This window comes from Curtobacterium sp. MCPF17_047, assembly GCF_003234045.1.
Lineage (GTDB): Bacteria > Actinomycetota > Actinomycetes > Actinomycetales > Microbacteriaceae > Curtobacterium.
This window is the reverse complement of record NZ_QKSF01000004.1, coordinates 202,720-220,584: the sequence shown is the minus strand read 5'-3', so window position 1 is coordinate 220,584 and position 17,865 is coordinate 202,720. Positions and strand designations below refer to the sequence as shown.

Below are 17,865 nucleotides of genomic sequence, written 5' to 3'. Positions count from 1 at the left end.
GGGGAGTGCTGCGGTTCGTCGGTGCCCTCTCCTGCACGGCAGGACGGGTCGCAGCACTCATCCACAAGGACGGACGGGAGGCCCGTCCCGGCTCTGCCAGCCTCCTACCGTCGTCGTCGTGGCCAGGTCGCGGAACGACACGGGGAGGGACCCATGACGGAGGGTCCCGGGTGCTGCGGCCTGGCCACCTCGCACCGGCAGCGGTCGCCGACGGGACGGATCAGCCCGAGGAGCGCTGGCCAGCCCGAGGAGCGCAGGTCAGACCGAGGAGCGCAGGTCAGACCGAGGAGCGCAGTCGTCCGAGGGTGCCGATGAACTCCTCGGCCATCGCGGCCCGCTCCAGCAACCTGGCGTGCCGGGCTCGGGCGTCGGCCAGGAACTCGTCGAGCCGTGCTGCCAGTGCCGGTGCCTCGGTGGGGTCCGCCGTGGCCAGTCCGTCGACGACCCTGAGCAGTCCGGCCATCTCCTCGAGCGTGAACCCGAGGGGCTTCATGCGGCGGATGACGAGCAGGCGCTCGAGGTCCCCGGCGGTGTACACCCGGAACCCGCCGGACGTCCGACCGCTCGGCACCAGGAGCCCGACCTCGTCGTAGTGCCGGATCGACCGGAGCGACATCCCGGTGCGTTCGGCGAGTTCGCCGATGTGCATGGTGGCGGGGGCGTCGGGGGCGGTCATGTCGACATCGTGGCAGAGCCGGTGGAGTGCGTGCCCGGGTCGCGGCAACCCTCACGTGGCGGTAGAGTCGCCGCCGATGTCGATGACCAGCACCGTCCCCGGCGCGACGAGCGTCCTGTCCGCCCTGCGTTCGCCGCGCCTCCTGACCCGCGAGGTCCTGGCCGGGATCGTCACCGCGCTCGCCCTCATCCCCGAGGCGATCTCGTTCTCGGTCGTCGCGGGTGTCGATCCGGCCGTCGGGCTCTTCTCGAGCGTGGTCTTCGCGATCGTCATCTCGATCGTGGGTGGGCGTCCGGCGATGATCTCCGCCGCCGCGGGGTCCGTCGCGCTGGTCATCGCCCCGCTCGTGCGCGACCACGGCGTCGCCTACCTGGTCCCGACGATCGTGCTCGGCGGCGTCTTCCAGCTCGTGCTCGGGTTCCTCGGGGTCGCCCGGCTGATGCGCTTCATCCCGCGGAGCGTGAACGTCGCCTTCGTGAACGCGCTCGCGATCCTGATCTTCACCGCGCAGCTGCCCAACCTGTTCGGTGACGACGTCCCGTTCGTCGTCTGGCCGCTGACCGCGCTCGGCATCGGGCTCATCATCGGTGTCCCGTTCCTCACCAGGGCGGTCCCGGCACCGCTCATCGCCGTGATCGTGATCACCGGCATCACGATCCTGTTCGGTGTCGCGGTCCCGACCGTCGGTGACGAGGGCGCGCTGCCGACCGCGCTGCCCGGGTTCAACGGTGTGACGGTGCCGTTCACGCTCGACACCCTGCGGCTCATCGCGCCGTACGCGTTCGGCGTCGCGATCGTCGGGCTCATCGAGACCCTGCTCACCGCCCAGCTCGTCGACGCCGTCACCGAGACCCGGTCGAGCGCCTGGCGGGAGTCGTGGGGCCAGGGCATCGCGAACATCGCCTCGGCCTTCTTCGGCGGCACCGGCGGGTGCGCGATGATCGGCCAGACCGTCGTCAACGTGAAGACCGCCGGCGCCCGGACGCGGGTGTCGACCTTCACCGCGGGGGCCGCGATCCTGGTGCTCACGATCGTGCTGCACGACGTGGTCGCCGAGATCCCGATGGCCGCGCTGACCGCCGTCATGCTCATGGTCTGCGTCGCGACCTTCGACTGGCACAGCGTCCGCCCCCGCACGCTCCGCCGGATGCCCCTGGGGGAGACCGCCGTGATGGTCATCACCGTGCTGGTGGTCCTGGCGACGAACAACCTGGCGACCGGGGTCCTGGCCGGTGTGGTCGTCGCGGCGCTCGTCTTCGCACGCCGGGTCGCGTACGTGGTCGAGGTCGTCCGCGAGCCGGTCGACGAGCACACGGTCCGCTACCGGGTCCGCGGTGCCCTGTTCTTCGCGTCGTCGAACGACCTGGTCACGCGGTTCTCGTACGCCGAGGACCCGGAACACGTGGTCATCGACATGACCGACGCGCACGTCTTCGACGCCAGCACCGTGGCCGCCCTCGACGGGGTCGAGCAGCGGTTCGCCAAGCACGGTTCGAGCGTCGAGGTCGTCAACCTGGACACCGCGTCGATCGCCCTGCACGGACGGCTCTCCGGCCACCTCGGGTGACGGCCCGCTGAACGGTCGTGCAGCCGTGGATCTGCTGTGCGGCGGGTGGGTGAGCCGGACCGACCTACACTGGAACCCATGCCCGCGAACACGATCCACCTCGTGCGCCACGGCGAGGTCCACAACCCCGACCGTGTGCTCTACGGGCGGCTCCCGGGCTTCGGTCTGAGCGAGCTCGGCACCCGGATGGCCGGGGCGTCCGCCGCCGCCTGGAAGGACGCCGGGGTCGACGTCCGCGCGATCGTCGCCTCGCCGCTGCAGCGCACGCAGGAGTCCGCCGCTCCCTGGGCAGCCGCGTACGGACTGGACGTCCGTCTCGACGAACGCCTGATCGAGCCGACGAACCGGTACGAGGGTCAGCCCCCCGGGTTCACCAAGCGCTCCGTCCGCCGCCCGGCGGAGTGGCCGTGGATCGCGAACCCCTGGCGACCGAGCTGGGGGGAGGCGTACGAGTCGATCGCGAACCGCATGCTCGCCGCCGTCGCCACCGCGTGGGAGAGCGTCGACGGCGGGGACGTCGTCCTCGTCAGCCACCAACTGCCGATCTGGATGGTGCACCGACGCCTGGCGGGGGAGCCGCTCTGGCACGACCCGCGCAAGCGCCGCTGCGACCTGTCCAGCATCACGAGCCTCCAGCGGGTACCCGACACCGCCGCCGGTCGCTTCACCGAGGTCGGGTACGCGGACCCGGCGGCCGACCTCCGCGGGTCAGCCGTCGACGAAGGAGCAGTGTGACCCGCACAACCCGATCGAGCCGTGTCCGCACCACACGTCTCCGGACCACCGGGGCCGCCGCGATCGCCCTCGCCGCCGCACTCGTGCTGGTCGGGTGCACCTCGGCCGACGGTTCACTCGCCCAGCAGTACGGCAAGGGCAGCACCCAGAACTACATCTCCGGCACCGGAGCGGTGACCGAGGTCGCGGTCGACAAGCGGACCGACCCGATCGACTTCACCGCGAAGTCGATGGACGGTGACGAACTCTCGGCGAAGGCCATGCGCGGCGACGTCGTGGTCATCAACTTCTGGTACGCCGGCTGCCCGCCCTGCCGCGCCGAAGCCGGGCACCTCAACACGGTCCAGGACGAGTTCGCCGACGACGACGTCCACTTCATCGGCGTCAACGTCCGCGACGAGGCCGGCACCGCGAAGGCGTTCGAGCGGAAGTTCGGCGTCCACTACCCGACCGTGCTCGACGCCCGCACCGGCACCATGCAGCTCGCGCTCTCCGGCGAGATCGCCCCGAACGCCGTGCCGACCACGATCGTCCTCGACAAGCGGGGCCGGGTCGCGGCCCGCGTGCTCGGAGCCGTCGACGGGCCGAGCATCCTGAAGACCCTGGTGGACGACGAGCTCACCGGCAAGGCGTCCTGACCCGTGTCCAGCGGGAACCCCTTCGCCGACGCGATCTTCAGCGGGCAGCTCCTCGTCGGCCTGCCGGTGGCGGCGCTCGCCGGGCTGGTGTCCTTCCTGTCGCCGTGCGTCCTTCCCCTCGTGCCGGGCTACCTCGGTTACGTCAGCGGCATCGCGGACGGCAGCCGCCACTCCCGCGGACGGGTGCTGCTCGGTGTGCTCCTCTTCGTGCTCGGCTTCACGGTCATCTTCGTCCTCGGGTCCGCGGCCGCCGGCGCCGTCGGCTTCTGGCTGGTGCGCTGGCGTGACCTCATCGTCCAGCTCATGGGCATCGTCGTGATCGCGATGGGGCTGGTGTTCATCGGCCGGTTCACGTTCCTGCAGCGGACCGTCAAGACGAACTTCACCCCCCGCACCGGTCTGCTCGGCGCACCGCTGCTCGGCATCGTCTTCGCACTCGGGTGGACGCCCTGCATCGGTCCGACCCTGGCGGCCATCAACCTCATCAGCTTCCAGTCCGGCAGCGCGTGGCAGGGCGTCGTGCTCGGCATCGCGTACTGCATCGGACTCGGCGTCCCGTTCCTGCTCGTCGCCCTCGGCGCCGGCTGGGCCTCGGGCGCGATCGGTGTCGTCAAGCGGCACATGCGCACCGTCAACATCATCGGAGGAGCGATCCTGATCGTCATCGGTCTGCTCATGGTCACCGGCATCTGGTCGGCCGTCATGTCGAGCGTCGGGGCGGTGATCCAGAGCTATGTCCCCGCGGTCTGACATCGACGAAGACGGCCGGACGGACGCCGGCACCACCGGCGCCGACAGCTCGTCCGACCCGCAGCGCCCGTCCGACCACGTCGACGGCACGCCCGTCGTGGTCGACGAGTCCGACGGCGTCACGCAGCCGAAGCTCGGTCTGGTCGGCTCCCTCCGGTTCGCCTGGCGGCAGCTGACGAGCATGCGGACGGCGCTCTTCCTGCTCATGCTCCTCGCCCTCGCGGCGATCCCGGGTTCCCTCGTGCCGCAGACCCAGGCGGACCCCAACGGCGTCGTGCAGTACAAGAACAGCCACCCGCAACTGTCCCCGGTGCTCGAGAAACTGCAGGTCTTCGACACCTACACCTCGGTGTGGTTCTCGGCGATCTACCTGCTCCTCTTCATCTCGCTCATCGGCTGCATCGTGCCGCGCACCCGGCACCACTGGCAGGCGCTCCGCACCCGGCCGCCGAGGACCCCGGCGCGACTCGGCCGCCTGGCCGGCTACCGGTCCGTGACGATCAGTCCCGAGACCGTCGACGGCGATGCGGGCGCGACCACGGGCCTCCCGACCGTCGACCACGCGGTCACGACGGCCATGACGCAGCTGCGGAAGTCGGGCTACCGCGTCGAGCGGTTCGGTGACTCGGTCAGCGCCGAACGCGGGTACCTGCGCGAGACCGGCAACCTGGTGTTCCACGCGGCGCTCGTCGGCGTGCTGCTCGCGGTCGGCCTGGGCGGCGGGTTCAGCTACACCGGGCAGCGGCTGCTGGTCGAGGGGCAGACGTTCACCAACGTCCTCGGCTCGTACGACTCGTTCAACCCCGGACGCTGGTTCTCGCAGTCGGACCTCAAGGGCTACAACCTGACCCTCGACCGGTTCACGACGAAGTACGAGGAGACGAACCTCGACGCCCTCGGCCAGGCGACCGACTACTCGGCCACCGTCACGGCACGCACGAAGGACGGCACCGCGAAGACGAGCCGCCTCGGCGTGAACGAGCCGCTGGCGATCGGCGGGACGAACGTCTACCTGCTCGGCAACGGGTACGCGATGCAGGTCACCGTCCGCGACGGCAAGGGCAACGTGGCGTTCCAGGACGTCGTGCCGTTCCTGCCCGAGGACGGGAACTACACCTCCACCGGTGTCATCAAGGTGCCGGACGCGTCGCCCGACCAGCTCGGCATGATCGGGTTCTTCTACCCGACCGCCGTGCAGCAGACCAGCGGCACCAACGCCGGCGCCTTCACCTCGAACTACCCGGACGTCAAGAACCCGATGCTGTCGTTGCAGGTGTACACCGGCGACCTCGGCCTCGACGACGGCGTGCCGCAGAGCGTCTACCAGCTCTCGACCAAGGGCCTGCAGCAGATCGCGGGCCGGCAGTCCGACACGGCGAGCATCGCGATGAAGCCCGGTCAGACGAAGCAGCTGCCGGACGGCGCCGGTTCGATCACGTTCGACGGGGTCAAGCGGTACGTGTCCCTCGACGTGCACCACGACCCGTCACAGCTCTGGGTCGCCTTCTTCGCGATCCTGTCGGTCCTCGGCCTGCTCACCTCGCTGTTCGTCCCGCGCCGTCGCGTGTGGGTCAAGGCGGTGCGCCGGACCGGGGCCGAGGACGGCGGGTTCGACCTCGAGTACGCCGGGCTCGCCCGCGGCGAGGACCCCAACCTCGAACGCGCGGTCGCGGACATCGCCCAGAAGCACATGTCGGACCTCGGCGTTAGGATCAGCAAGTGAACACGACGACCCTTGCGACCTACTCGGTCGTGCTGACGTACTCCGCGATGGCGGTCTACGTCATCGCGTTCATCTCCTTCGCGCTCGACATGGCGAAGCGTGCCGGCGACGTCGGGCTCGAGACCACCCGCGGTGGTTCGTCCTCGGACCGTGACGACGCGACCGCCACCACGGTCGCGACCGTCCAGGGCGGCACCGTCGTCCTCGAACGTGTCCAGCAGAAGCGTGACGGTGACGACGTCGGCGGCGGTGGCCAGCGTGGCTCGAAGTTCGAGCGCGTCGGCATGGCGATGACGATCCTGGCCCTCGTCGTCCACATCGGCGCGATCGTGCTCCGCGGCATCGCGGCCGACCGTGTGCCGTGGGGCAACATGTTCGAGTTCTCGCTGACGGGCACGGGCCTGATCATCGCCGTGTTCCTGCTCGTGCAGTTCTGGCAGGACCTCAAGTTCCTCGGGGTGTTCATCACCGGCCTGGTGATCATCCTGCTCGGCATCGCGACCGTGAACTACTACGTGCCGGTGCGCCCGCTGGTGCCCGCGCTCGAGTCCTACTGGCTCGTCATCCACGTCTTCGTCGCCATCGCCGGCACCGGGTTCTTCGCCCTCGGCGCCGGCCTGGCGGTGTCCCAGCTGGTCCAGACGTATCGCCAGGGCCGTCCGGTCTCGCGCGGTCTCCGTTTCATGGAGACGCTGCCCGACGCCGACCGGCTCGAGGTGCTCAGCTACCGCGTGATCCTCGTCGGCTTCGTGCTCTGGACCTTCACGCTCATCGCCGGTGCCATCTGGGCCGAGCGGGCCTGGGGTCGCTACTGGGGGTGGGACACGAAGGAGGTCTGGACGTTCATCATCTGGGTCCTCTACGCCGGCTACATCCACGCGCGGGCGACCCGCGGCTGGCGTGGCGCCCGGTCGTCGTGGCTCGCGCTCATCGGCTTCGCCGCTGTGATGTTCAACTTCTCGGTCGTCAACGTCTTCTTCAAGGGGCTGCACAGCTACTCCGGTCTGTGACCGGACGGCCCGGCTCCCCAGACGGGTCGCAGGCGGACGGGAGGCCCGACACCAGCTGGTGTCGGGCCTCCCGTCCGTCCGTGCGGCGGGCCTACGGACGAGCCACGAGCAGCGCGTGCACGCGCCGGAGCCGCGCCAGCCACCACCCGGTCCGCTCGGGGGAGGCTGCCCACTGGTCGAGGAGGTCGGGATCCGGCTCGACCCGACGCACGGCGACGCGGCCCCCGACCGGCAGCAGCGGCTCGGCGGTGAGGTCTCCCGTGAACATCGCCGCGGTGCCCAGTCCGGCCGCGTAGCCGGGGGCCATCGCCCGCGACGCCAGGAACGCCCCCATGCCCAGGCCGACCGAGGTGTCGATCGCGCTGGAGACCACGCAGGGCAGTCCGGCCTCGGCCATCACGGCCTGCGCCGCGGTGATCCCGCCGAGGGGCTGCGCCTTGACGATCAGTACGTCCGCGGCGCCGGCACGGGCGACGGCGAGCGGGTCGGACGCCTTCCGGACGCTCTCGTCCGCGGCGATCCGGACTCCGAGACCGGCGACCCGGGTGCGCAGCGCGGCGAGGTCCGCGACGGCGGCGACGGGCTGCTCGGCGTACTGCAGTCGGAACGGTGCCAGCTGCTCGAGGGCGGTGGTCGCCTGGTCGAGGGACCACAGGCCGTTCGCGTCGATCCGCACGTCGGCGTCGTCGCCCATCACGCGGCGGACCGCGGCGACCCGGGCGACGTCGTCCTCGATCGTCGTGCCGGGTTCGGCGACCTTCACCTTCGCGGTGGTGCAGCCGGGGTAGCGACGGAGCAGGTCCGCGACGTCCGCGGCGGCGATCGCGGGCACCGTGGCGTTGACGGGGACGCTGTCGGCGCCGGGCTCGTGCCGGGTCCAACCGAAGTCGACCGCGGCGCGGAGCCAGGCGGCCGACTCGGTGTCGTCGTACTCGACGAAGGGGGAGAACTCGGTCCAGCCCTCGGGACCGCGGAACACGAGCGCCTCGCGGACGGTGATGCCGCGGAACCGGACCCGCATCGGCAGGGCGACGACCCGGGCGGTCGGAAGCAGGTCGCGGAGCTCGGGCACGTCGGCGGGGACGAACGGGTCCTGCGGGGTCACATCGGGCACCCGGCCATCTTCGCAGGGGCGTCCAGGGCGCCTCACGGTTCCTCCGAGGGGACCGCCAGGGCAGCGCACTAGCATCGCTGCGGTCGACCACCGGTCGGCGGTGCCGGTGCCGATCAGGATCGCCGGCCAGGACGGACGAGGAGGCTCGGTGGCGACGGACGAGTTCGCGCGACTGATGCGTCAGGGCACCGTCGACGTCACCCGGCAGCCTGCAGCTCGTCGTCGGAAGAACCCGATCACCGGCAAGATCGCCCTCGGCCTCGCGGTGGTCGCCGCCGCGGTGGACGCCAGCGCCTTCGCGGTGTTCGTGGGCGGTGACACGACCTTCGCGTTCGGCATCTGCTTCGTCGTGGTGTTCCTCACCCTGGTCGCCGCGGTCCTGGGCTTCATCGCCGCGGTCGGGTCGTTCGGCCGCTGGTACGGCGTCATCGGCGTGGTCCTGGCGTTCTTCGCCAACCCGGTGATCCTCATCGTCCTGCTCGTCATCGTCGCTCCCGAGATGCTCTCCGGCATGGGCGGCGACTAGACAGCCGGCACGCGACGGCCCGGGCAGGAGCCCAGCGGTAGGTTCGGAGCATGCCCTCTGCCGTCTCCGACCTGTTCGACCCCGACGTCTGGACCACCGCTCCGATCGCCGAGCGGTTCACCGACATCACGTACCACAAGCACGTCTCCGGCGGCATGGTGCGCGTCGCCTTCGACCGCCCCGAGGTGCGCAACGCCTTCCGCCCGCGGACCGTCGACGAGCTGTACCGCGCCCTCGACGACGCCCGCCAGGACCCGCGCGTCGGGGTCGTGCTGCTGACCGGCAACGGACCGAGCCCGAAGGACGGCGGGTGGGCGTTCTGCTCCGGGGGCGACCAGCGCATCCGGGGACGGAGCGGCTACCAGTACGTCGGCGACGAGGGTGCTCCGCCCGAGGGCGTCGATCCCGCTGCCGCGCAGGCCTCGATGGGCCGCTTGCACATCCTCGAGGTCCAGCGGCTGATCCGGATGATGCCGAAGGTCGTCATCGCGGTCGTGCCCGGGTGGGCCGCCGGCGGTGGACACTCCCTCCACGCGATCTGCGACCTGACGATCGCCAGCGCCGAGCACGGCAGGTTCAAGCAGACGGACGCCGACGTCGGGTCGTTCGACGGCGGCTACGGCAGCGCCTACTACGCGAAGCAGATCGGCCAGAAGCTCGCGCGCGAGGTCTTCTTCCTCGCCGAGGAGTACTCCGCCCAGCGTGCGTACGAGATGGGTGCCGTCAACAGGGTGGTGCCGCACGAGGACCTGGAGCGCGAGGCGATCCGCTGGGGCGACACGATCCTCGGCAAGTCCCCGACGGCGATCCGGATGCTCAAGTACGCCTTCAACGCGGTGGACGACGGCATGGTCGGCCAGCAGGTCTTCGCCGGTGAGGCCACACGCCTCGCCTACGGCACCGACGAGGCCGTCGAGGGCCGCGACTCGTTCCTCGAGAAGCGCTCGCCCGACTGGACCGCGTTCCCCTGGCACTACTGATGGCCCGTCCGCTCGTCGCGCTGGGTGCGTCCGACCCGATGGCGGTGCTGCGCGGACTGGAGGCGGCACTCGCCGGCGGCCCCGCGCTGGCCCCGGTCGCCGAGGGGGCTCCGGCGCTGCCGACACCGCCACCGGCCGCCGTCCCGCAGCGGGTCGCCCTGGTCGTCGAGACGAGCGGCTCCACCGGGACCGGCAAGCGTGTCGCCCTCTCCGCGGACGCGCTGCTCGCCGGGGCCGCTGCCGCGGACGCCGCCCTCGGCGGACCGGGCGTCTGGGTCCTCGCGCTGCCGACGCACTACATCGCCGGGCTCAACGTCCTGACGCGGTCGATCGCCGCGGGGACGACCCCCGTCGTGCTGCCGTCCGGGCACTTCGACGCGGGCGCGTTCACGGACGCGGCCGACCGGCTCGTGGTCGGACCCGCGGCACCTCGGCGGTACACGTCGCTGGTGCCGGTGCAGCTCGCCCGGGTCCTCGACGACCCGCGGGCGACGGCGGCGCTCGGCCGGTTCGACGCGGTCCTGGTGGGCGGTCAGGCGACGCCGACGGCCCTGCGGGAGCGTGCCCGTGCCGCCGGTATCCGCGTGGTGACGACCTACGGCGCGAGCGAGACCAGCGGCGGCTGTGTGTACGACGGTGCGCCGCTGGGCACGGTCCACGCCGAGCTCGTCGACGGGGAACTGCAGCTGACCGGTCCGATGCTCGCCGAGGGGTACCTCGACGACCCGGCGCGGACGGCAGCGACCTTCACCGAACGCGACGGGCACCGCTGGTACCGCACCGGTGACGCCGCGACGATCGTCGACGGTCGGGTCCGGGTCACCGGCCGTCTCGACGACGTCGTCATCTCCGGGGGCGAGAAGGTGCCGCTCGGCGCGGTCGAGCGGATCGTGCGGGAGCTCCCCGGGCAGCACGGTGCCGTCGTCACCAGGCGGACGTCGGGGGAGTGGGGCGAAGTGCCGGTCGTCGTGACCGAGCAGCCCGTCGACCTCCAGCTCGTCCGCTCCCGCGTCGGAGACACCCTCGGACGGGCGGCCCGACCGGTCGAGGTGATCCTCGTGGACCGGATGCCGATGCTGGCGTCCGGCAAACCCGACCGGCGCGCGGTGCGGACGCTGGCCGACCCGCGAGGCTGAACCGGGCCTCCCGGCCCTGACACCCACCCGGCGGCCGGTCCGCACGGGCGGCACGTCACTCGCCGGTACGATTGGCGGTCGTGGCACGAGCGAAGAACACGACACGTCCGAAGGGCCGGTCCGGCAACCCGGCGAAGGCCGCTGCCCCGCAGCGCACCGTCCGGCGGGCGACCGCACGCGACTGGATCGGCGGGGCGCGTCTGCGGACCCTGACCCTCGGCGTCGTGCCCGTGGTGCTCGGCACCGCAGTGGCCTACGTCGACAGCAAGGCGACCGGTGACTTCGGCGCCTTCCTCGGTACGGACGCACACCTGGCGATCGCCCTGCTCGCGCTCGCCGTCGCGCTGTTCCTGCAGATCGGTGTGAACTACAGCAACGACTACTCCGACGGGGTGCGCGGCACGGACGAGTTCCGCGTCGGCCCCGCCCGGCTGACCGGAGCGGGCCTCGCGAAGCCCCGCACCGTGCTCACCGTCGCGCTGACGTTCTTCGGGCTGGCCGCCGTCGCCGGCATCATCATCGTGGCGCTCACCCAGCTCTGGTGGCTCCTGCTCGTGGGCGCGGCCGCGATCGTCGCCGCCTGGTTCTACACCGGCGGCAAGAAGCCCTACGGGTACAACGCCCTGGGCGAGGTCTTCGTCTTCGTGTTCTTCGGACTCGTCGCGGTCCTCGGCACCCAGCACGTGCTGATCGGGCAGGCGACCCTCAGCGGGTGGGCAGCGGCCGTGGCTGCCGGCCTGTTCGCGTGCGCGGTGCTCATGGTGAACAACATCCGCGACATCGACGAGGACACCGCGGCTGGCAAGCGCACGCTCGCCGTCGTGGTCGGCGGGCCGGTGGCGCGGGTGCTCTTCGCGCTCTTCCTGCTGCTGCCCTACGTCGTGCTGGTCTGGTTCGTGCTGCTGTACTTCCGGTCCGGCTTCACGTACTTCTCGCTGCTGCTCGCGCTGCCGGCGCTGCTGATCGGGGTGACGTCGCGGAAGCCGCGCGAGCTCATCACGGCCCTGCAGCTGTCGTCGTTCTCGGCGCTGGCGTACGGCGTGGTGCTCGGCGTCACGCTCGCCGTCCAGCCGTAGCTGCGGGCGGGCGCCGTCCGACGGGAACCGTCGGCCGGGTGCTGTCGGCCGGTCGCTGTCGGTCAGGCCTCGTCGGGGTGCTTCCGGAGCGTGACGTCGGTGTCGGTCGCGTCGGCGGTGTCGACGAAATCGTCCTCGAAGTCGCTGTCCGCATCGCGCTCGGGACGGGCACGGCGCTCGGCGATGGTGGTCGTCACGGCGCCGCGCAACCCCGGGAGTGCGATGTACGAGACGAGCAGGCCGATGAGTGCCGCCCCGATCGCCGCCCAGTACCAGGGCAGCCCGATCACGAGCAGCACGACGAGTGCGACGACGAAGATGCCGAGCCGAGCCAGGGTGTAGACGAGCCACGCTTTCACCCTGCAAGTGTACGGACGCCGGTCTCCACGGCGACCGGACGAAGGCCAGGGCGGTCACAGCCTCCCGACCTAGACTTCGAGGATGGTCAGGTTGTGGCTCGTCATCGTCGTCGCCGCCGTGGCGTTCACGGTGTTCGCCCTGATCGACTGCGCCACCATGCCGCGGACCCGCGTCCGCTCCCTGCGCAAGGGCATCTGGGTCCTGTTGGTCGTCGTCCTGCCCGTCCTCGGCGGCGTGCTGTGGTTCCTGCTCGGCCGGACCCCCGCCGCGGGACAGCGAGGCAACGGTGGCGGTGGTGCCGGGTACCGTGGTCCCGAAGACGACCCTGACTTCCTCGGTGGCACGACGCCTCCCGGGCGGAAGAGCGATGACAAGGACCAGGACGACGCGACCCTCCGATCCCTCGAAGAACAGTTCCACGACGGCGACGACGACGGCCGCCCCGATCGCTGACGGCGCTGCCGCTGATGGCGCTGTCGCTGACGGCGCTGCCGCTGACGGCGCTGCCGCTGACGGGCAGCCGGGCTCGGGCAGTTCCGGCAGCCCCGCGACGGACTTCGCCCTCGCCTTCCTGCAGGAACTCGCCCGCGCCGGTGTGACCGACGTCGTGGTCAGTCCGGGGTCGCGGTCGCAGGCCCTGGCCCTCGCCGCGGTCGCCCTCGAGCGCGCCGGTGGCATCACGGTGCACGTGCGCCTCGACGAGCGGACCGCCGGGTTCTTCGCGCTCGGTCTGGCCGTCGAGTCCGGTCGCCCCGCCGCGGTCGTCACGACCTCGGGGACAGCGGTCGTGAACCTCCACCCCGCCGTGCTCGAGGCGCACCACTCGGGTGTGCCGATGATCGTCGTCTCCGCCGACCGCCCGGCCGAACTGCGCGGCATCGGCAGCAACCAGACCACCGTGCAGCCCGGGGTCTTCGGGCCGGCCGTGTCGTTCGTCCGCGACGTCCAGGCACCGAGCGCGCACGGTGTCGACGACGACGTCCGCGCCACCGTCCGCGGTCTGGTGCGCGAAGCCGTCGCCGCCGCTGCGGGGCACACCGGGCAACCCGGTCCGGTGCAGCTCGACCTCGCCTTCCGCGAGCCCCTCAGCGCCGGTCTCGACCGGGTCGACGGCGTGCCCGACGACCAGGTGGACCGCGCGTACGCGACCCGGCGGACGACCACCCCGCTGCCGGTCGCGGAGCTCGCCCCCGACGACGACCCCGCGACCGTGGTGATCGCCGGACACGACGCCGGCGCAGACGCCGAGCGGATCGCGTGGGAACTCGGTGCGCCGCTCCTGGCCGAGGTGTCGAGCGGTGCCCGGTTCGGCCGGAACCTGGCGGCCGCCTACCGCGAGTTGCTCCGGGACGACGACTTCGGCGGCCGGGTGCGGCGCGCGGTCGTCCTCGGCCACCCGACCCTCAGTCGCGAGGTCCCGGCGCTCCTGCAGCGCGCCGACGTCGAGACGGTCGTGGTCCGCGGTGCCGGAGCCGACGTGTACGACCCGGCACGGGCCTCCCGGCCGGACGCCGCGACGCAGGTCGTCTCGGACGTCCGCGTCACCGGGCGGACCGGGCCGGCGCACCGGGCGTGGGTCGGCCGCTGGGTCGCGGCGAGCCGCTCGCTGCTCGGCGAGGGCGACGCCGGACCGGACCTCGACGCGAAGCGGTCCGAGGACCGCGCCGAGCGGAACCGGTTCCTGAAGGACGAGGTCGCGCTCCGCCGTCGGCCCGTCGACCGTGCGATGCTCGCCGAGGCGGTGTGGGGTGCCACCTGGCCGCACGACCGTCTGGTGTTCGGTGCCTCGCAGATCATCCGGGTCGCGGACACGACCGTCGCGGGCAAGAAGATCCGCGTGCACGCCAACCGCGGGCTGGCGGGCATCGACGGCACGATCTCGACCGCCCTCGGCATCGCGACGGCGCTCGAGGCCGGGTCCGGCGCCGTCGGCACGACCCGGGTGGTGGTGGGGGACCTCACCTTCCTGCACGACCTCGGCGGACTCGTCACCGGGACCGAGGAGGCGCGCCCGCGGCTGCAGGTCGTCGTCGGCAACGACGGTGGCGGTGCGATCTTCCGCGGACTCGAGGTGGCGGCGACGACCGCACCCGAGGACATGCGGCGGATGATGACGACGCCGCAGCACGTCGACGTCGAACGCGTCGTGACCGGCCTCGGCTGGGAGTACCGCCGCGCCGAGACCTGGGGCGACCTGGAACGGGTCCTCACCGACCCCGCCGAGCGCGTGGTCATCGAGGTGCCGCTGGCCGATTGACCGGCGACGGCTCCGGCCGGTGCCGGTACCGGTGCCGCTGTCAGGCCAGGGCGTCGACGATCGGTCGGAACTTCAGCCGCGTCTCCGCGACCTCCCGAGCCGGCTCAGAGCCCGCGACGATCCCGGCGCCGGCCCACGCGCGGACCGTGCCGTCGTCCTCGATCTGTGCGCTGCGGAGTGCGAGCATCCACTCACCGTCCCCGGAGGCGCCGAGCCAGCCGACGGGACCGGCGTAGCGTCCGCGGTCCACACCCTCCAGCTCGGCGACGAGCCGCACCGCGACGTCGGTGGGGGTCCCGGCGACGGCCGCGGTCGGGTGCAGCACGTCGGCGACGTCGAGTGCGGTCACACCGGCGGGCAGGACGGCCTCGACGTCGCTGGCGAGGTGCCAGACGTTCGGCAGCTGCAGGCGGAACGGCTCGGGGTCCACCCGGAGGTCGGCTGCGATCGGCCGCAGCGAGGCGACCAGGCTCGAGATCGCGAACGCGTGCTCCTCGAGGTCCTTCGTGCTCGCGGCGAGGGTCTCGGCGGCGACCCGGTCGCTCTCGGCGTCCGTCCCCCGGGCGGCACTGCCGGCGAGGACCCGGGCGGTGAGGGTGCGTCCCTCGGTGCGGGCGAGTGTCTCCGGGGTCGCCCCGATGAGCCCGTCGACGGCGAAGGTCACGCACGTCGGGTAGGCGGCGGCCAGGTCGAGCAGCAGGGCACGGCGGTCGGCGCCGGGCGGCAGGGTGCCGACCAGGTCGCGGGCCAGGACGACCTTCTGCGCGCGTCCGGCCGTGATCGCGGTGACCGCGGCGGCGACCGACGCGGCGTAGGCGTCCTCGTCGACCGCACCGGGCCGGAGTGCGACGGAGACGTGCGGGCCGACGCGGGGGACCGGGACCGAGGTGCTCGTGAACGGCAGGGGAGCCGGGGCGTCGGTGGTGTCGACCGCGGTGATCCACGCCCGACCACGCCGCCGGCCGACCACGACCCGCGGCACGATGAGGACACTCGTCGCGCTCGAGTCGTCGGCGAACGCGAACGTCCCGAACGCCACCAGTCCGCTGCCACGGAGCCGCACCGGGTCGTCGACCACCGCGGCGGCGACGATCTGCCGCCACCGGGCGGAGGCGTCGCGCATCCGGGTCGGGCCGGAGAACTCGAAGCGCATGGCCTCGCCGATCCCGACGATCCCGTCACCGCCCCGCACGAAGGCCAACGGCGCTCCGGCGAGGGTGTGGCGGAGCACGGCGCCCGGGTCGTCGAGGATGCGGGTCGAGACCGTGAGCGGCCGGACCGCTGTGGTGGGACGGGTCACGGACCGATGTTACGCGTCAGGGCGCGCCCGGGGTGTCGCGCTCCTGCACGCCTACCGGGAAGCGTCGGGCCGCGGCCTCTAGGATGACCGGGTGAGCAGAGCGGACATGCAGAAGCGGCCGGACGAAGTGGCGGCCATGTTCGACGACGTCGCAGCGAAGTACGACCTGACCAACGACATCCTGTCGGCGGGCAACGCACCGCTGTGGCGCGTCGCGACGGTCAAGGCCGTCGACCCCCAGCCGGGCGAGCGTGTGCTCGACCTCGCTGCCGGCACCGGGACCAGTTCCGCGGCCCTGGCGAAGAAGGGCGCGGAGGTCACCGCCCTCGACCTGTCGTCCGGCATGATCGCGGTCGGCCGCGAACGCCACCCCGAGATCACCTTCGTCGAGGGCGACGCCGAGCACCTGCCCTTCTCGGACGAGTCGTTCGACGCGGTCACGATCTCGTTCGGACTGCGCAACGTCAACGACCCGATGCAGGCCCTGACCGAGATGCTGCGGGTCCTCAAGCCCGGCGGTCGTCTGGTCATCTGCGAGTTCTCCACGCCGCCGTTCGCCGCACTGCGCTTCGGCTACAACACGTACCTCAAGCGCGTCCTGCCGGGCATCGCCAGGCTCTCGAGCAGCAACCCGGCCGCCTACCGCTACCTCGCCGAGTCCATCGAGGCCTGGCCGGACCAGCAGGTCCTCAGCCAGTGGCTCCGCGGCGTCGGCTTCACGATGGTCGCGCACCGCAACCTGACCGCCGGCATCGTCGCCCTGCACCGCGGTCGCAAGCCCGTCGAGGGCAGCGTGCGCGAGTCCGCCGCCCGCCGTGCGAAGGCACGCCGCGAGCACCAGCCCACGGGTGAGCAGCCCCGCGTGGAGCCCGAGGCCTAGGCCCGCGGCCCAGGTCCCCACCGCCACCCCGCGAGTACGGAGCAGCAGTTGAACCCGAGTGTCCCGGTCGCCCGACGCGCACCGAGTCTCCGAGCGTCCCTGGGCATCGGCGAGCGTCTGTTCGCCACCCCGGCCGACCGTCGTTTCATCGCCGCCGTCGACGACGGGCTCGAACACGTCGAGCAGGGGCTCGAGGACGCCATGCGCTCCGCCGACACCCTGGCCGACACCACCAGCCGGTACCTGCTCGCCGCGGGTGGCAAGCGCATCCGTCCGACCCTGACGCTGCTCATCGCGCAGCTCGGCGACGGCGTGACCGACCACGTGGTCAAGGCCGCGGTCAGCGTCGAGATGACGCACCTGGCGTCGCTGTACCACGACGACGTGATGGACGAGGCGCCGGTTCGCCGCGGTGTCCCGGCCGCCCACGTCACCTACGGCAACAACATCGCGATCCTCACGGGGGACCTGCTCTTCGCCCGTGCCTCGCTCATCACCGCGGACCTGGGGCCCGAGGGCATCCGGATGCAGGCGGAGACCTTCCAGCGCCTCTGCATGGGCCAGCTCCACGAGACGACCGGCCCGCAGCCGGAGGACGACCCGGTCGAGCACTACATCCAGGTGCTCAGCGACAAGACCGGGTCCCTCATCGCGACCGCCGCCCGCGCCGGCGTCTTGTTCTCCGGCGCCGACCGGTCCCTGCTCGAGGCCGTCGGCACCTTCGGTGAGAAGGTCGGCGTCGCCTTCCAGCTCGTCGACGACGTCATCGACCTGGCACCGGCGAAGGACAAGACCGGCAAGATCGCCGGCAACGACCTCCGTGCCGGCGTGGACACGCTGCCCCTGCTGCAGCTCCGTCGTCGTGCCGCCACCGACGAGGGTGCCGCGGCCCTCCTCGCCCGCATCGAGCGCAACGTCCGGGACGCACCCGACGACGCCGTCCACTCGGACGCGTACCAGAGCGCCGTCGCCGAGCTCCGCGCGCACGATGCGACCCTGGCGACCCGTGCCCTCGCCGCGAGCTGGGCCGACGAAGCGGTCGCCGCCCTGGCGCCCCTGCCGGACGGCACCGTCAAACGAGCCCTCACCCGGTTCGCGGAGACGGTCGTCGACCGCAGCCGCTGACCCGAACGAAAC

The 17,865-nt window shown here is 72.0% G+C and carries 18 protein-coding genes; 14 read left to right on the top strand and 4 right to left on the bottom strand.

The window, feature by feature from the left end:
• Positions 1 to 277 precede the first annotated feature (277 nt).
• On the bottom strand, positions 278 to 676 hold the full coding sequence (locus DEJ33_RS06280; RefSeq protein WP_111078315.1) for a MerR family transcriptional regulator: 399 nt from the start codon (positions 674 to 676) through the stop codon (positions 278 to 280).
• Between the two features lie 82 nt (positions 677 to 758).
• On the opposite strand from DEJ33_RS06280, the gene DEJ33_RS06275 reads away from it, so the two are divergent.
• The 6 genes from DEJ33_RS06275 (at position 759) to ccsB (ending at position 7,099) form a co-directional block, all read left to right on the top strand.
• Entirely contained in the window at positions 759 to 2,243 is a 1,485-nt protein-coding gene (locus tag DEJ33_RS06275) for a SulP family inorganic anion transporter (RefSeq protein ID WP_375342143.1), read from the top strand.
• 78 nt (positions 2,244 to 2,321) lie between these two features.
• Complete coding sequence (locus DEJ33_RS06270; RefSeq protein WP_111078313.1) at positions 2,322 to 2,978, top strand: histidine phosphatase family protein; 657 nt, start codon at positions 2,322 to 2,324, stop codon at positions 2,976 to 2,978.
• The gene (locus tag DEJ33_RS06265; protein WP_111078312.1) at positions 2,975 to 3,616 is read left to right on the top strand and encodes a TlpA disulfide reductase family protein; all 642 of its coding nucleotides are present in this window, start codon (positions 2,975 to 2,977) and stop codon (positions 3,614 to 3,616) included. Before DEJ33_RS06270 ends, DEJ33_RS06265 begins: the two co-directional genes overlap by 4 nt.
• Positions 3,617 to 3,619: 3 nt before the next feature.
• Entirely contained in the window at positions 3,620 to 4,366 is a 747-nt protein-coding gene (locus tag DEJ33_RS06260) for a cytochrome c biogenesis CcdA family protein (protein WP_111078311.1), read from the top strand.
• On the top strand, positions 4,350 to 6,089 hold the full coding sequence (locus DEJ33_RS06255; RefSeq protein WP_111078310.1) for a cytochrome c biogenesis protein ResB: 1,740 nt from the start codon (positions 4,350 to 4,352) through the stop codon (positions 6,087 to 6,089). The genes DEJ33_RS06260 and DEJ33_RS06255 overlap by 17 nt, the downstream gene beginning before the upstream one ends.
• Positions 6,086 to 7,099 (top strand): c-type cytochrome biogenesis protein CcsB, encoded by a 1,014-nt coding sequence (gene ccsB / locus DEJ33_RS06250; RefSeq protein ID WP_375334701.1) that lies wholly within the window; start codon positions 6,086 to 6,088, stop codon positions 7,097 to 7,099. Before DEJ33_RS06255 ends, ccsB begins: the two co-directional genes overlap by 4 nt.
• A gap of 91 nt (positions 7,100 to 7,190) precedes the next feature.
• On the opposite strand, the gene DEJ33_RS06245 is transcribed toward ccsB, so the two are convergent.
• On the bottom strand, positions 7,191 to 8,213 hold the full coding sequence (locus DEJ33_RS06245) for an o-succinylbenzoate synthase (RefSeq protein WP_258374624.1): 1,023 nt from the start codon (positions 8,211 to 8,213) through the stop codon (positions 7,191 to 7,193).
• Positions 8,214 to 8,361: 148 nt separating this feature from the next.
• Here DEJ33_RS06245 and DEJ33_RS06240 point away from each other — a divergent pair, with 148 nt between their 5' ends.
• From DEJ33_RS06240 to DEJ33_RS06225, 4 genes are all read left to right on the top strand, one after another.
• Positions 8,362 to 8,739 carry a hypothetical protein gene (locus DEJ33_RS06240; protein ID WP_111237751.1) on the top strand — a complete coding sequence of 126 codons (378 nt, stop codon included), beginning with the start codon at positions 8,362 to 8,364 and terminating at the stop codon, positions 8,737 to 8,739.
• A gap of 50 nt (positions 8,740 to 8,789) precedes the next feature.
• Complete coding sequence (locus DEJ33_RS06235) at positions 8,790 to 9,719, top strand: 1,4-dihydroxy-2-naphthoyl-CoA synthase (protein WP_111078307.1); 930 nt, start codon at positions 8,790 to 8,792, stop codon at positions 9,717 to 9,719.
• Entirely contained in the window at positions 9,719 to 10,855 is a 1,137-nt protein-coding gene (locus DEJ33_RS06230; RefSeq protein WP_111078306.1) for an AMP-binding protein, read from the top strand. Before DEJ33_RS06235 ends, DEJ33_RS06230 begins: the two co-directional genes overlap by 1 nt.
• A 71-nt stretch (positions 10,856 to 10,926) precedes the next feature.
• Positions 10,927 to 11,931, top strand: a complete 1,005-nt coding sequence (locus tag DEJ33_RS06225) for a 1,4-dihydroxy-2-naphthoate polyprenyltransferase (RefSeq protein WP_111078305.1) — start codon at positions 10,927 to 10,929, stop codon at positions 11,929 to 11,931.
• Between the two features lie 62 nt (positions 11,932 to 11,993).
• Here DEJ33_RS06225 and DEJ33_RS06220 read toward each other — a convergent pair whose 3' ends face one another.
• A complete protein-coding gene (locus DEJ33_RS06220; RefSeq protein WP_111078304.1) occupies positions 11,994 to 12,290 on the bottom strand; it encodes a DUF4229 domain-containing protein in 297 nt (98 codons plus the stop codon).
• A gap of 82 nt (positions 12,291 to 12,372) precedes the next feature.
• On the opposite strand from DEJ33_RS06220, the gene DEJ33_RS06215 reads away from it, so the two are divergent.
• On the top strand, positions 12,373 to 12,744 hold the full coding sequence (locus DEJ33_RS06215) for a PLDc N-terminal domain-containing protein (protein WP_111078303.1): 372 nt from the start codon (positions 12,373 to 12,375) through the stop codon (positions 12,742 to 12,744).
• On the top strand, positions 12,659 to 14,548 hold the full coding sequence (menD, locus tag DEJ33_RS06210) for a 2-succinyl-5-enolpyruvyl-6-hydroxy-3-cyclohexene-1-carboxylic-acid synthase (RefSeq protein ID WP_111078302.1): 1,890 nt from the start codon (positions 12,659 to 12,661) through the stop codon (positions 14,546 to 14,548). Before DEJ33_RS06215 ends, menD begins: the two co-directional genes overlap by 86 nt.
• Before the next feature lie 40 nt (positions 14,549 to 14,588).
• Here menD and DEJ33_RS06205 read toward each other — a convergent pair whose 3' ends face one another.
• The gene (locus DEJ33_RS06205) at positions 14,589 to 15,848 is read right to left on the bottom strand and encodes an isochorismate synthase MenF (RefSeq protein ID WP_111078301.1); all 1,260 of its coding nucleotides are present in this window, start codon (positions 15,846 to 15,848) and stop codon (positions 14,589 to 14,591) included.
• A 91-nt stretch (positions 15,849 to 15,939) separates the two neighbouring features.
• Here DEJ33_RS06205 and DEJ33_RS06200 point away from each other — a divergent pair, with 91 nt between their 5' ends.
• Together DEJ33_RS06200 and DEJ33_RS06195 are read left to right on the top strand one after the other, a co-directional pair.
• Positions 15,940 to 16,728 carry a demethylmenaquinone methyltransferase gene (locus tag DEJ33_RS06200; RefSeq protein ID WP_111078300.1) on the top strand — a complete coding sequence of 263 codons (789 nt, stop codon included), beginning with the start codon at positions 15,940 to 15,942 and terminating at the stop codon, positions 16,726 to 16,728.
• Positions 16,729 to 16,776: 48 nt separating this feature from the next.
• Complete coding sequence (locus tag DEJ33_RS06195; RefSeq protein ID WP_111194474.1) at positions 16,777 to 17,853, top strand: polyprenyl synthetase family protein; 1,077 nt, start codon at positions 16,777 to 16,779, stop codon at positions 17,851 to 17,853.
• The last annotated feature ends 12 nt before the right edge of the window (positions 17,854 to 17,865 follow it).

Coding starts and splice junctions, on each gene's coding strand:
- DEJ33_RS06230 (WP_111078306.1), top strand. CDS start 9,719: ATGGCCCGTCCGCTCGTCGCGCTGGGTGCGTCCGACCCGATGGCGGTG.
- DEJ33_RS06270 (WP_111078313.1), top strand. CDS start 2,322: ATGCCCGCGAACACGATCCACCTCGTGCGCCACGGCGAGGTCCACAAC.
- DEJ33_RS06215 (WP_111078303.1), top strand. CDS start 12,373: ATGGTCAGGTTGTGGCTCGTCATCGTCGTCGCCGCCGTGGCGTTCACG.
- DEJ33_RS06235 (WP_111078307.1), top strand. CDS start 8,790: ATGCCCTCTGCCGTCTCCGACCTGTTCGACCCCGACGTCTGGACCACC.
- DEJ33_RS06255 (WP_111078310.1), top strand. CDS start 4,350: ATGTCCCCGCGGTCTGACATCGACGAAGACGGCCGGACGGACGCCGGC.
- menD (WP_111078302.1), top strand. CDS start 12,659: ATGACAAGGACCAGGACGACGCGACCCTCCGATCCCTCGAAGAACAGT.
- DEJ33_RS06275 (WP_375342143.1), top strand. CDS start 759: ATGACCAGCACCGTCCCCGGCGCGACGAGCGTCCTGTCCGCCCTGCGT.
- DEJ33_RS06280 (WP_111078315.1), bottom strand. CDS start 676: ATGACCGCCCCCGACGCCCCCGCCACCATGCACATCGGCGAACTCGCC.